The following is a 13,806-nucleotide window of genomic DNA, read 5'->3' on the forward strand; positions in this document are numbered from 1 at the left end:
CAAAAGAAAAGCACTCTAGTTTAGAGTGCTTTTCAATATTATCTAACAAATTAAGATTATTTTCTAATTAATTGTTATTAGAAACATCTCCTTGTGTTGTTGTATAGTTTATTTTTAAGGCATTCACTTTTCTAAGTTCTTGCTTAATATCACCAACAATTCCCATGTTTGCTTCTTTATCAACTCTTAAAGATGTTGTTAAAAATGGGACTTCTTCTTCCCTTTTAGAAGCACGTTCGGCTGCTATAAATGCGGCAATTTCACTAACTTGTGCAAACTTATCATTTAGCTGGATTCTAGCTTCTTCACCATATTTAGCTTTATATTGACTACTAGGTTTACCAACATAAATATACATTACCAAGTTTTTCTTTTCAAGCTTTTCAATTTGATCAGCACTTGGCAATCTATTTTCAATCATTAGCGTATCTTCTCTCATTACGGTTGCTACCATAAAAAAGAATAATAACATAAATACAATATCTGGTAATGATGCTGTATTAACTGCTGGTAAATCGCCTCCTTTTTTCTTTTTAAATTTAGACATATGTTGTTAAATTATTAAATTCTAAATTACTGTACTTCAGAAAGCTTTTGAGGATATTCCGCTTTTATTTGGTCTATTACCTCTTCTAACTTTGTTTTATTTCCAGGCCAGTTCACGTCTTTAAAGTTTTTTTGCATTTCTATAAAGTTCATGTCTCTAAACCCACTTTTTGGGCCTATTTCTAAGGCTCTTCTATTTCGCAACTCATTATACGCACCTACTAATTCGTTTTGAACCGATATGTACATTTTATATGAGGTTTCTCTATTGTTTTTTAAAGAAATAATTGCTTTATCTGGATGATCTGATGAGTTAGCGTCTCTTTTACCTTTACAGTAATCACATGCTTCTCCATTGGCATTTTCACCACCTCCATTATCTAAAAACTCAACAGCCGCAGCTCTTAAATCTTTAAGTTCCATCAATTCATCTTCTACAAGTAATTGGTCTCTACCATTTAGTGATACCTTGAAGATGTTTTTTTCTTTAATAATTACATCTTCTTCAGAATCGTCCATTGGAGGTAGCTTTCTGCTAATTCCAGAGTCCTTTTCCATAGTTGTAGTTACTAAGAAAAATATCAACAATAAGAAAGCAATGTCGGCCATAGAGCCTGCATTAACTTCTGGTGCTGCTCTTTTTGCCATTACTTAACCATTTTTTTAATTCCTGTAAACAGCATTATTCCTACTGCTATAAATACTAAAAAGTAAAACAGATATAATCCTGCTCCTACTAATTGAGAGTCGCCAGCTGATAAAACTTCACCATCTCTAAGTGGCGTTTCAACACCTGTGGCAAACCCAAAGTATGCTATTAATGCTAAAGCTAAAAATGCTCCTACATTAGTTAATGTCTTTTTTAATGTTGCTGCATTAGTAAACATGTGCTTAATAGAAAACACTAGTACTAAAAACACCATAACACCTAATATAATGTATGCTATGTACATGAAAGGTGATACAATACTGTCTTGTAAAGCTGGATCGGTTTCAAGAGCTTCGTCTCCTGCACCAATGATTCTTACAAGAAAGAATATTGAAATAACTCCAACTATTGCTGCAACAAGTTTTATTATTTTTTGCAAATTCATAATCTATAAAGATTTTAAGTTGTTGTTATTACTTCTTTTGTCTAATCAATAAATCCATCAATGTTATAGATGCATCTTCCATATCGTTAACTATAGCATCAATTTTTGAAATGATGTAGTTATAAAATATTTGTAATATAATAGCAACAATTAGACCAAACACGGTTGTTAATAATGCTACTTTAATACCACCTGCTACTAATGATGGTTGCATATCGCCTGCTGCTTCAATTTTATCGAATGCTTGAATCATACCAATTACTGTTCCCATGAACCCTAACATTGGTGCTAAAGCAATAAATAACGATATCCATGATACGTTTTTTTCTAGTTGTCCCATTTGTACACCTCCATAAGCCACAACAGCTTTTTCGGCAGCTTCGATACCTTCGTCGGTTCTATCTAATCCTTGATAGAAAATAGATGCCACAGGGCCTTTTGTATTTCTACAAACTTCTTTTGCTGCTTCTACACCTCCTGATGCAAGAGCATCCTCAACATTTTGAGTTAATTTTTTAGTATTTGTAGTAGAAAGGTTTAAAAAGATAATTCTTTCTATAGCAATTGCCAATCCAAGAATTAAACATAACAATACAATTCCCATAAATCCTGGGCCTCCTTCTATAAATCTCTTTTTTAATTCCTGATGAAATCCAAGGTCTTCTGCATCAGCAGCTCCATCTTCTTGGGCTGAAACAACCGTATTAACAATTGTGGTAGTGTTCGCATTTGTACTTGCATTTACAGTTCCGAATGCCATAATACATGCGATGGCTAGAATAGAAAATAATCTTTTCATTGTTCTTGATCTTAATTTTATTAGTTAAAGCGTTAAAGATATAAAAAAATTGTAATTAAAAAATTAAAATTTATTTAGAGATTACTCCTTTCTATTAGGAAAATCGCAATTGTCTCTTTTGCAGAGAGGAAGGGATTCGAACCCTCGATACGCTTTTAACGTATACACACTTTCCAGGCGTGCGCCTTCGACCACTCGGCCACCTCTCTATAACTTCATTTTTTAGTTACAGCGGGTCAAATAACAAAAAAAAGTTTAAACGCTAAAATTTTGGTTGTTAATTTTAAGATAGTTCTCCTCGTAATGCACTTTCGAAGTCCATATTGAACTCATCTTTAGATAAATTCTTACTTAATAAGTACATAAGTTTTGTAATAGCTGCTTCGGTGGTCATGTCTCCTCCCGAAATAACACCTATGTCTTTAAGTTGAGTACTTGTTTCATATTGTCCCATAATAACACTTCCTCCAGAACACTGTGTTACATTTATAATATGTACTCCTTTATTTATATACTCATTTAACATAGTAATAAACCAGGTTCTATTAGTTGTATTTCCTGCGCCATAGGTTTCTAATATAACACCTTCTAATTTAGGTGTTGAGAAAATTGAACGCAAAACGCCTTCAGATATTCCTGGAAATAATTTAATAATGGCAACATTATTATTAAGTTTTTTGTGAACACGAAGCGGTTTATCTTCAGTTGAACTAAGCAAATACTCTTTATTTACTTTAAGATGCACACCAGACTCTGCTAAATCCGGATAATTTAATGATGCAAATGCTTCAAAATGTTCAGCATTTATTTTAGTAGTTCGGTTGCCTCGATATAATTTATATTCAAAATATAAACAAACCTCTTTTATAAGAGGTTGTTCTTTTTCTTGCATTGATGCTATTTGAATAGAGGTAATTAAATTTTCTTTTGCATCGGTACGCAAATCGCCTATAGGTAATTGTGAGCCTGTAAAAATTACAGGTTTTGCTAAATTTTCCAACATAAAACTTAATGCCGAAGCAGTATAGCTCATAGTGTCACTACCATGTAAAATAACAAACCCATCAAATGCCGAATAATTATCTTCTATAATTTCAGCAATTTGCACCCAATACTCTGGATTCATATTAGAGGAGTCTATTGGCTCATTAAAAGAAATCGTTTCTATAGAACATGCTAAAAGCTTTAACTCAGGTATTTTATCTAATAAGTTATCAAAATCGAAAGAACGCAACACACCTGTTTCGACATCTTTAATCATTCCAATGGTGCCTCCTGTATATATTAATAATATGCTTGGTACTTTCATGTTTAAACTTTAAAAACTTCTTTTGAATTAGCGGTGGTAATTTCGGCAATTTCTTTTGCAGTTACACCATATATATATGATAACTTTTCTAACACATTAATAATGTAGCTACTTTCATTACGTTTACCTCGATATGGTGTTGGTGCCAAATACGGTGAATCGGTCTCTAAAACTATATGTTTTAAATCTATTTGATTTAAGAATTGGTCTATCTTACCATTTTTAAATGTTACTACACCTCCAATTCCTAATTTCATGTTATAGGAAATAGCTTTTTGAGCTTGTTCTTGAGTTCCAGTGAAACAATGAAAGATTCCAAATAAATCTTCTCCTTTTTCTTCTTCTAGAATCTCGAAAATCTCATTAAACGATTCTCTACAATGGATAACTATTGGTAATTGATACTTCTTAGCTAATTTAATTTGATATCTAAATGCTTCTTGTTGAATTTTTAATGTTGACTTGTCCCAATACAAGTCTATTCCTATTTCACCAATGGCTATAAAGTGTCTTTCGGATAGTTGCTTTTCAACATGTACCAATTCTTCTTTATAATTTTCTTTAACCGATGTTGGGTGCAATCCCATCATTAAAAACACATTGTCGGGATAATCCTGCTCAAGTTTAAACATCGCTTTTGTATAAGATGAGTCTATGGCTGGAACAAAAAAACGCGTAATGCCTAAGTTGAAAGCACGTTGCATCATGTCGTCACGATCATCATCAAAAGCTTCACTATATAAATGTGTATGGGTATCGGTAATTATCATGGTGCAAAAGTAAGCTTTGATTAGTATATTTGAAAGCTCTTAAAAAGCATTATTCTAAAACCCAATACTATTTAACATGAGCTTACAAGAATTCTTAATAAACAAAGGCTATTGTAAAGTAAAACTTCACTATACAAAAACCAATCACTTTGAGCTAAAGGCTGCTATTAATGGTGAGAAAGGGCGTTTTATACTAGATACTGGCGCTTCAAATTCGTGTGTTGATTTTGAGTTTACTAATATGTTTGGTTTAACCGTAGAAGACTCCGACGTAAAAGCAGCTGGTGCTGGTGCTATTGATATGCTTACACAAGTTTCGAAAAAAAACATAGTTAAAATTGGTAAATGGAAATCGAAAAAAAACTCAATCATTCTATTTGATTTAACACATGTTAATATGGCTTTAGCTAACCATAATGCAAACTCAGTACATGGCATTATTGGTGCAGATATTTTAAAAAAAACAAAAGCAATAATTGATTACAATAAGAAATATTTATATCTTAAACTTTAATTAATAGCAACCAATTATTCCCTCTATGAATCCATCAATTATTATTGCTGATGACCACCCATTAGTTTTAAAAGGATTGCAAGGCTTTTTAACCGAAAAAAACTACAACATTCTTGGTAGTGCAACAAATGGTAAGGAAGCCTATAAATTAATACTCAAGCACGAACCAGATATTGCTATACTGGATATACGTATGCCTCACCTATCAGGTATTGAAATTGCTGAACTTTGTAATGAAAAAATTGACACTAAAATTATTCTAATTACTTTTGAAAAAAACGGTGTTTTTTATCATCAAGCTAAGCAACTCAATATTTATGGTTACTTACTAAAAGAATTTGCTTTAGTTGAAATTGAAAATTGCTTAAAATCTGTAATAAAAGGCGCTCCTTATTTTAGTAAAGAGATTGAAGATCAATTTCCAAAAGAAAAAGAGATTGTTAATATAGATGCTTTAACACCGTCAGAAAAACGAATTCTTAAACTTATAGCAAACAATAAGACTGCTAAAGAGATTGCTAAAATACTTTGCATTTCTAACAGAACCGTAGAGAAACATAAAAGTCACATTATTAAAAAATTTAACTTAGAGTCTAAGCACAATAGCCTTTCTATTTTCGCAAAAGAGAATGAGGATTTTCTTGATTAAAATAAATCAAAATATACGTAGTTCTACGTATTGTTTGGTATAGTTTTATTTCAGAAATTTACAAAGCTATTAATTAGTTCTTAGGGAGAATTATGGAAGGCTCCGGGTTTAATTGCTTGGAGCTTTCATTTTCTATAAGACAAACCCCAAATTTTAATGAATAAAAATAATACTTTTTGGCAGAAAATTTTATTTATTGGATTAGCCACAACTGTTGTTATGGTAGTCATTGTTAATTTATTAGTTAGTTTTATGTGAAAACTAGAAAAGCCACTTGTTAATAACAAGTGGCTTTTTTAATTTATATGCAAGTCGTTTTATAACTCCAGTGCTTTTTTAATATCGTTATCCATTAATAATTCTATTGGATTTTCTAAAGCTTCTTTTACAGCTACTAAAAATCCGACGGATTCTTTACCGTCAATTATTCTATGGTCATAAGATAAAGCCACATACATAATTGGTCTAATCTCTACCTTTCCATTAACAGCAACTGGACGTTCAACAATATTATGCATCCCTAAAATTCCACTTTGTGGTGGATTAATAATTGGTGTAGATAGCATACTTCCAAACACACCTCCATTAGATATAGTAAATGTACCTCCAGTCATTTCGTCAACTGTAATTTGACCATCACGTGCGCGGATAGCTAATCTTTTTACTTCGCTTTCTACGCCTTTAAAAGTTAAATTTTCAGCATTTCTAATTACAGGAACCATTAAACCTTTAGGTCCAGAAACTGCAATACTAATGTCACAAAAATCATAACTTACCATTTCCTTACCATCGATCATGGAATTTACTGCTGGAAATTCTTTTAAAGCTCTAACAACTGCTAGTGTGAAGAAGCTCATAAAACCTAAACCAACGCCATGTTTCTCCTTAAAAGTTTCTTTATATTCTTTACGTAATGCAAAAATAGGAGACATATCAACCTCGTTAAAGGTTGTTAACATTGCTGTTTCATTTTTGGCTGATACTAATCGTTCTGCCACTTTTCGGCGTAGCATAGAAAGCTTACTTCTTGTTACTCCACGTCCTTCAACATTAATTTCTTGTCCCATTGAAGGCACTGCTTTAATAGCGTCTTCTTTTGTAATACGACCATCTCTTCCAGTTCCACTAACTTGTGAAGCTTCCATTCCTTTTTCGGCCAATATTTTATTAGCTGCTGGACTTGGAGTACCTGTTGCATAAGTATTGTTTGAAGGCGTTGATGACTGAGATGTTTGCTCCGTAGTTTCGGTTTTCTCAACTTTCTTTGCTGGTTGAGTTCCTTCTGGTTTTTCTGCACTAGTATCTATTAAGCAAACTACTTGCCCAACAGCTACCGCATCTCCTTCTTCTGCCTTTAATGTAATCGTACCACTTGCTTCTGCTGGTAATTCAAGTGTTGCTTTGTCGCTATCTACTTCAGCAATGGCTTGGTCTTTCTCTACATAATCTCCATCTTCTACTAACCACTCAGCTATTTCAACTTCGGTGATTGATTCTCCAGGTGATGGAACTTTCATTTCTAAAATCATATACTACAATTTTATGTTTTATTTTTTTATTATCTGCGTTGATTGTCTTTAGTTATGTCAAATACAAAATCTATTACTTCTTGGTGTCGTCTTTTAGATCTTGTTGCACTACCAGCAGCTGGTGCACCATAAGGTCTGCGCGATGCTACTCTAAAGTTTTTAGCTTCATCTAGATGCATTAGCATATGGCTGTAAGCTCCCATGTTTCTAGGTTCTTCTTGAGCCCAAACAACATCTTTAGCATTTATATATTTACCTAATATCGATTTAATATCTTCTATTGGAAGTGGAAACAATTGCTCTATTCTAACTAAAGCAACGTCATCTCTTTCTAGTTTTTCTTGTTCTTCAAGTAAGTCGTAATAAAATTTTCCAGTTACAATCACTAAGGTTTTAATTTTATCAGCTTGTGCTTTTTCATCATCAATAAGCATTTTAAATTCACCGTTTGAAAACTCATCAACTGTTGAAACGGCTAATGGGTGACGTAGTAAACTTTTTGGCGTAAAAACAATTAAGGGCTTTCTGAAATTAGCTTTTACTTGTCTTCTTAATAAATGAAACATGTTTGCTGGTGTTGTACAATCTGCAACATACATATTATCTTTAGCACAAAGTTGTAGGTAACGTTCCATTCTAGCTGAAGAATGTTCTGCGCCTTGACCTTCGTAGCCATGTGGTAATAACATTACTAAGCCATTTTGAAGCTTCCATTTATCTTCAGCTGCAGAAATATATTGATCTAACATTATTTGTGCGCCATTACTAAAGTCGCCAAATTGTGCTTCCCAAATGGTTAATGTTTTTGGGCTTGCCATAGCATACCCATAGTCAAAACCTACAACACCATATTCTGATAATAAAGAATTATAAATAAAGAATTTTCCTTGGTCGTTGCTTATGTTATTGTGCAAAATAATTTCTTCTTCGCTATCCTCAACTTTTACAACAGCATGACGATGCGAAAATGTACCACGTTCTACGTCCTGACCAGATATACGAACATCATAGCCTTCTTCTAGAATTGAGCCATAAGCTAAATGTTCTGCCATTGCCCAATCTAATCTATTCTCATCAAACATGGTTTGTCTTGACTCAATAAGACGTGATATTTTACGTATAAACTTTTTATTTGAAGGAAGCTTAGAAAGTACTTCTGTTATTTTTTTAAGGTTTTCTTTTGGGTAGGTTGTATTTACAGGCTGCATCATTTTATCTTCTTCAACTGTAATATAATCAACCCATTCATTACTCATAAAAGGTGTTATTTCTGTTTTTTTAACCTTTCTTGAGTCTTCTAATTTCTCTTCTAGTAAATTTTTATAATCTTCTTCTAATTTTGAAACATAACCAGCATCAATAACGCCTTCAGAAATTAATTTTTCTGCATAAATATCTCGAGGATTACTATGTTTGGCTATGGCTTTGTATAATAATGGTTGTGTAAACTTAGGCTCATCACCTTCGTTATGTCCATATTTTCTGTAACCCAATAAATCTATAAATACATCGCGCTTGAATTTCATTCTAAAATGCAAAGCAAATAAAACGGAGTGTACTACAGCCTCAACATCATCAGCATTAACATGCAATACTGGGGAAAGGGTTACTTTAGCAACATCAGTACAATAGGTGCTAGAACGTGCGTCTAAATAATTGGTTGTAAACCCAATTTGATTATTAACAACAATGTGGATGGTTCCGTTAGTTTTATAACCTTCTAACTGTGCCATTTGCACCACTTCATATACCAAGCCTTGTCCTGCTATAGCGGCATCACCGTGCACTACAATAGGCAGTACTTGCGATGGGTTATCTGGATATTTATCGTCTTGTTTTGCTCTGGTAATCCCTTCTACTACAGCTCCTACTGTTTCTAAATGTGATGGGTTTGGTGCAATGTTTAAGTTTATTTTTTTGCCAGCATCTGTAACTCTATCACTTGTCCAACCTAAATGATATTTTACATCACCATCAAAGACTTCTTGTTCGTAATCTTTTCCATCAAATTCACTAAAGATGTCTTTTGCAGATTTTCCAAAAATGTTAGTAAGTGTACTTAAACGACCTCTGTGAGCCATTCCCATAACAAACTCTTTTACACCATGTTCAGCTGCATTTTCAATTAGAGCGTCTAGAGCAGGAATTAATGATTCTCCTCCTTCTAAGGAGAACCGTTTTTGTCCAACATATTTTGTATGTAAAAAACTTTCAAAAGAAACCGCTTCATTTAGTTTTTTTAGAATATGCTTTTTTTGATCTGTAGTGAACTTTGTATGGTTATCGTTACTGTTAAGCTTATCTTGTATCCATTTAATTTCATCAGGCTTTCTAATGTACATGTATTCAACGCCAATGGCTTCACAATAAATAGCCTCAAGGTGTTTTCTAATTTCGCGTAGTGTTTGAGCTCCTAAACCTAAAATGTCTCCCGCATTAAAAACAGTATCTAAATCACTTTGCGAAAGTCCAAAATTTTCTATTTCTAAAGTTGGTACATATTTACGTCTTGCCCTAACTGGGTTGGTTTTTGTAAATAAATGACCTCTGTTTCTATAGCCATCAATAAGCTTAATAACTTGAAACTCTTTTTGAACATGCTCAGGTATTTGAGTAGATACACCTTCTGCTATTTCTCCATTTAAACCATAATTTTCGCTACCAAAATCGTAGCCTTGAAAAAAAGCTTTCCAACTAGGTTCGATAGAATCTGGATTTTCTAGATATTGCTCGTATAAGTCAGCAAAGTATGCTGTATGTGCTGCGTTTAAAAAGGAATATTTATCCATTATTTTTTTTAAGATTTTCTTCTATCAAGAAAATTTTTTCAAAAATACAACTTTTAGTAAAATGTGATGTTATTTTTCTTATTAAAAACTCTTATTCTAAAGAGGCAAAAAAGCTTCTTCCTTTTTTATTTGTTTGGAAAAATCCTTAAGAGTATTTTCACTTAGGCTTTTAATAAGGATAGCCCTACTTGGACCTGCTAAATTGTGAAGTGGACAGGGTTTTTTTGAATTGCATTTTTCTAAACTTAACAAACAAGAATCAAATTTATCGCTACCGTCTATAACACTAATAACATCCATTAATGTAAGTTTACTGTTTTTGTCACTTAAATAAAACCCCCCTTTAGGTCCTTTTTTTGAGGATATTATATCTTTTCTGGACAACTCTTGAAGTAATTTTGCTAAATATGCTTGTGGTACATTAATGGGCTCTGCCATATCTTTTACCATAACTCTATGGTCTTCGTTAGAATTAACCGCTAGAAACAACACAGCCTTTATAGCATATTTTGATGAGTTTGAAAACATTGTACAATTATACTTAATTACTAACAAAGATAAAAAAGATATTTATGTCTTAAATATGACTTTTGTCATATTTTAAACCTTCATTTGATTCTATTTTTGCTGTGTAAAATTATTTTTAATATTTTATACAGTAGTATTAACACCCTTTTTAATAAAACTAAAACACAATGAAATCAACACTAAAATTTGTAACATTAGTAATTACTCTATTAGCCTTAAGTTGTGGCGGAGGAGAAGAAAAAAAAGATGAAAAGACAAAAGTACAGCTTAAAAGACAGCCTACTACAAAAAAGGTAGAATCAAAATCAACTGATACTAAACCCTCAGAAACAATAGATTTAACAAACAAAGGAGTTGGTCCAATTACGTCTATAGATATTTCTGCTTCTGTAGATCAAGCTATGGCAACAAAAGGTAAGGACGTATTTAATAAAATGTGTACAGCTTGCCATAGAATTGGCAAAAAATTTATTGGTCCTGCGCCAAACGGAATTCTTAAAAGACGTACTCCAGAATGGGTAATGAACATGATTCTTGATCCTGAAGGAATGACTCAAAAAGATCCTTTAGCAAAAGCTTTATTAATGGAGTTTAACGGTTCGCCAATGGCTAATCAAAACTTAACAGAAGAAGAAGCTAGAGCAGTACTAGAATATTTTAGAACATTAAATTAAATCAACATATGAAATCAATAAAACGTCTGTTTTTTGTTTTTACATTAGTAGCATTAATATGCTCATGTAAAAATGAAAACAAAGAAGCCTCAACGACCTCAACAGCTAATAATGCTGAGACTAACACAACTGAACGATCTGGTCAAGCTTTTATTACAGATGACGAAAGCAAGCCCACAGTTTTAAGTATTGCAATAGGCTCTAAAGATCACACTACTCTAGTTGCTGCTGTACAAGCTGCACAATTAGAAAATGCTTTAGTAAATGCAGGACCACTAATGGTGTTTGCACCAACTAACGAAGCGTTTGCTGCACTACCTGAAGGCACTGTTGAAAATTTACTGAAACCAGAAAATAAAGATGCTCTAGCTAATATTTTAAAGTATCATGTAACTCCAGGAAATTATTCTAAAGAGTTTTTGAAAAAGTTTAAAAAATTAGGACAAGCAAACAATGGCTATGTTACAGTAGAAGTTGTAGATGGAGAACCACTAGTTGGTGGCGCAAAAATACTAGCTAGCATACCTGCTGGAAATGGTATTGTACATGTTATAAATAAGGTATTATTACCTCCAGCTGAAGAATAAAAAAAACACTAATCAAAAATTATAAAAGATGAAAAAATTATTAAAATCAACCCTTGCAATGTTAAGTGTTCTAGTAGCACTTACAAGTTGCAATAATTCAACAACATCAGACAGTAAATCTGGAGCTTTAGCTGGTAATGTTGCAGAAAAAGTTTATGTAGCACCAGGAGAGCATGACGAATTTTACGCGTTTATTTCTGGTGGATTTAGCGGACAATTATCTGTTTACGGTTTACCATCAGGACGTTTATTTAAAGTAATTCCTGTATTCTCACAAGATGCGGAAAAAGCTTATGGATATAACGAAGAAACAAAGCCAATGTTAAACACATCTCATGGTTTTGTACCTTGGGATGATAGTCACCACCCTGATATTTCACAAACTGCTGGAGAAATAGATGGTCGTTGGGTATTTATTAATGGTAATAATACACCACGTATTGCAAAAATTGATTTGTCAACTTTTGAAACTACAGAGATTATTGAAATTCCTAATAGTGCTGGTAACCACAGTTCATCTTTCGTAACTGAGAATACTGAATATGTAGTTGCAGGAACACGTTTTTCTGTACCTATTCCACAAAGAGATATGCCAATTAAAGATTATAAAGGAAACTTTAAAGGATCTTTAACTTTTATTTCTGTTGAACCAGAACACGGACATATGGATATTAAATTCCAATTAATTATGCCAGGGTTTGACTATGACTTATCTCACCCAGGTCGTGGAAAATCTCATGGATGGTTCTTCTTTACAACATATAATACAGAGGAAGCAAGTACGCTAATGGAAGTTAATGCTTCACAAAACGATAAAGATTTTATTGCCGCTGTAAACTGGAAGAAAATCGAAGAGTACGTTAATAATGGTGGTGGAACGATGATGGCAGCAAATTATGCACATAATGTTTATGACGAGTCTACACATTCAGCGACTTCAACAATGAAAAAAGAAGTGCTTACGGTTAATCCTCTAGATGTTCCTGGTGCTGTTTATTTCTTACCAACACCAAAGTCTCCTCATGGTTGTGATGTAGATCCAACCGGTGAGTACATTGTTGGTAATGGTAAATTATCTGCCAATTTAACTGTGCATTCATTTACAAAAATGTTAGATGCCATTGAAAATGAAAAATTTGCAGGCGATGCTTATGGAATTCCAATTTTAAACTTTGAAGACGTATTAGCTGGTTCTGTAGAGCAACCAGGATTAGGTCCTTTACATACAGAATTTGATGGTAAAGGAAATGCATATACTACATTCTTCATTTCTTCGGAAGTTGTAAAATGGAAATTAGGTACTTGGGAAGTTGTTGACAGACAACCTTGTTACTACTCGGTAGGTCACTTAATGATTCCAGGAGGAAACTCAAGAAAGCCTTTTGGCAAGTATGTAGTTGCCATGAACAAAATTACTAAAGACCGTTATTTACCAACAGGACCAGAGGTAACTCAATCAGCACAACTATATGATATTTCAGGAGAAAAAATGCAGTTATTATTAGACTTCCCAACAGTTGGTGAGCCTCACTATGCTGCTGGTGCTCCTGCTGATTTAATAAAACCACGCTCTAAAAAACTATTTAATTTAGAAGACAACAAGCACCCTTATGCAGCAAAAAGTGAAGCAGAGACTAAAGTTGTAAGAGATGGAAAAACTGTTCATGTTTATATGACAACTATACGTAGTCACTTCTCTCCAGATAACATTGAAGGGATAAAAGTAGGTGACAAAGTATATTTTCATATTACCAATTTAGAGCAAGATTACGATGTGCCTCATGGCGTTAGTATGATTGGTGCTAACACCTCAGAGTTGCTAATTATGCCTGGACAAACTGAAACCTTTGTTTGGGAACCTAAACAAGAAGGTGTTTGGCCTTTCTATTGTACAGATTTTTGTTCAGCATTACACCAAGAAATGCAAGGATATGTTCGTGTATCTGCAGCAAATGCTAATACACCATTAAGATGGTCGCTTGGTGAAGACATTGAATAATATAGTTTAGGAGAATTTT

General features: G+C 33.2%; 14 protein-coding genes and 1 tRNA gene. 5 read left to right on the forward strand and 10 right to left on the reverse strand.

Annotated elements, in window-relative coordinates:
* Window positions 1-67: 67 nt before the first annotated feature.
* The 7 genes from E5167_RS09820 to E5167_RS09850 all read right to left on the reverse strand — a co-directional run bounded on the left by E5167_RS09820 (window position 68) and on the right by E5167_RS09850 (window position 4,518).
* The gene (locus E5167_RS09820) at window positions 68-547 is read right to left on the reverse strand and encodes an ExbD/TolR family protein (RefSeq protein WP_136843579.1); all 480 of its coding nucleotides are present in this window, start codon (window positions 545-547) and stop codon (window positions 68-70) included.
* A gap of 26 nt (window positions 548-573) precedes the next feature.
* Window positions 574-1,194 carry an ExbD/TolR family protein gene (locus tag E5167_RS09825; protein ID WP_136843581.1) on the reverse strand — a complete coding sequence of 207 codons (621 nt, stop codon included), beginning with the start codon at window positions 1,192-1,194 and terminating at the stop codon, window positions 574-576.
* The gene (locus tag E5167_RS09830) at window positions 1,194-1,640 is read right to left on the reverse strand and encodes a hypothetical protein (RefSeq protein WP_239021979.1); all 447 of its coding nucleotides are present in this window, start codon (window positions 1,638-1,640) and stop codon (window positions 1,194-1,196) included. The genes E5167_RS09825 and E5167_RS09830 overlap by 1 nt, the downstream gene beginning before the upstream one ends.
* 28 nt (window positions 1,641-1,668) lie before the next feature.
* On the reverse strand, window positions 1,669-2,439 hold the full coding sequence (locus E5167_RS09835) for a MotA/TolQ/ExbB proton channel family protein (RefSeq protein WP_136843583.1): 771 nt from the start codon (window positions 2,437-2,439) through the stop codon (window positions 1,669-1,671).
* A 121-nt stretch (window positions 2,440-2,560) separates the two neighbouring features.
* Window positions 2,561-2,648: transfer RNA gene (locus tag E5167_RS09840), tRNA-Ser, on the reverse strand.
* A gap of 74 nt (window positions 2,649-2,722) precedes the next feature.
* Window positions 2,723-3,748, reverse strand: coding sequence for an asparaginase (locus tag E5167_RS09845; protein WP_136843585.1), 1,026 nt, complete (start codon window positions 3,746-3,748; stop codon window positions 2,723-2,725).
* 2 nt (window positions 3,749-3,750) lie between these two features.
* Entirely contained in the window at window positions 3,751-4,518 is a 768-nt protein-coding gene (locus E5167_RS09850) for a TatD family hydrolase (protein ID WP_136843587.1), read from the reverse strand.
* A 76-nt stretch (window positions 4,519-4,594) separates the two neighbouring features.
* Here E5167_RS09850 and E5167_RS09855 point away from each other — a divergent pair, with 76 nt between their 5' ends.
* Both E5167_RS09855 and E5167_RS09860 read left to right on the forward strand, forming a co-directional pair.
* The gene (locus E5167_RS09855; protein ID WP_136843589.1) at window positions 4,595-5,032 is read left to right on the forward strand and encodes a retropepsin-like aspartic protease; all 438 of its coding nucleotides are present in this window, start codon (window positions 4,595-4,597) and stop codon (window positions 5,030-5,032) included.
* Between the two features lie 25 nt (window positions 5,033-5,057).
* Window positions 5,058-5,681 carry a response regulator transcription factor gene (locus E5167_RS09860; protein ID WP_136843591.1) on the forward strand — a complete coding sequence of 208 codons (624 nt, stop codon included), beginning with the start codon at window positions 5,058-5,060 and terminating at the stop codon, window positions 5,679-5,681.
* A gap of 317 nt (window positions 5,682-5,998) precedes the next feature.
* On the opposite strand, the gene odhB is transcribed toward E5167_RS09860, so the two are convergent.
* From odhB to E5167_RS09875, 3 genes are all read right to left on the reverse strand, one after another.
* Complete coding sequence (odhB, locus tag E5167_RS09865) at window positions 5,999-7,210, reverse strand: 2-oxoglutarate dehydrogenase complex dihydrolipoyllysine-residue succinyltransferase (protein ID WP_136843592.1); 1,212 nt, start codon at window positions 7,208-7,210, stop codon at window positions 5,999-6,001.
* Window positions 7,211-7,239: 29 nt separating this feature from the next.
* A complete protein-coding gene (locus E5167_RS09870; RefSeq protein ID WP_136843593.1) occupies window positions 7,240-9,999 on the reverse strand; it encodes a 2-oxoglutarate dehydrogenase E1 component in 2,760 nt (919 codons plus the stop codon).
* 96 nt (window positions 10,000-10,095) lie between these two features.
* Window positions 10,096-10,527, reverse strand: coding sequence for an RrF2 family transcriptional regulator (locus tag E5167_RS09875; protein ID WP_136843594.1), 432 nt, complete (start codon window positions 10,525-10,527; stop codon window positions 10,096-10,098).
* 167 nt (window positions 10,528-10,694) lie between these two features.
* Between E5167_RS09875 and E5167_RS09880 the strand changes: the two genes are divergently transcribed.
* The 3 genes from E5167_RS09880 to nosZ are packed head-to-tail and all read left to right on the forward strand — an operon-like array spanning window position 10,695 to window position 13,787.
* The gene (locus tag E5167_RS09880; protein WP_136843595.1) at window positions 10,695-11,201 is read left to right on the forward strand and encodes a c-type cytochrome; all 507 of its coding nucleotides are present in this window, start codon (window positions 10,695-10,697) and stop codon (window positions 11,199-11,201) included.
* 8 nt (window positions 11,202-11,209) lie between these two features.
* Window positions 11,210-11,788, forward strand: a complete 579-nt coding sequence (locus tag E5167_RS09885) for a fasciclin domain-containing protein (protein ID WP_136843596.1) — start codon at window positions 11,210-11,212, stop codon at window positions 11,786-11,788.
* Window positions 11,789-11,816: 28 nt separating this feature from the next.
* The gene (nosZ, locus tag E5167_RS09890) at window positions 11,817-13,787 is read left to right on the forward strand and encodes a Sec-dependent nitrous-oxide reductase (protein WP_136843597.1); all 1,971 of its coding nucleotides are present in this window, start codon (window positions 11,817-11,819) and stop codon (window positions 13,785-13,787) included.
* Window positions 13,788-13,806: the final 19 nt, after the last annotated feature.

The organism is Pontimicrobium aquaticum (assembly GCF_005047595.1).
GTDB classification, from domain to species: Bacteria; Bacteroidota; Bacteroidia; order Flavobacteriales; family Flavobacteriaceae; genus Pontimicrobium; species Pontimicrobium aquaticum.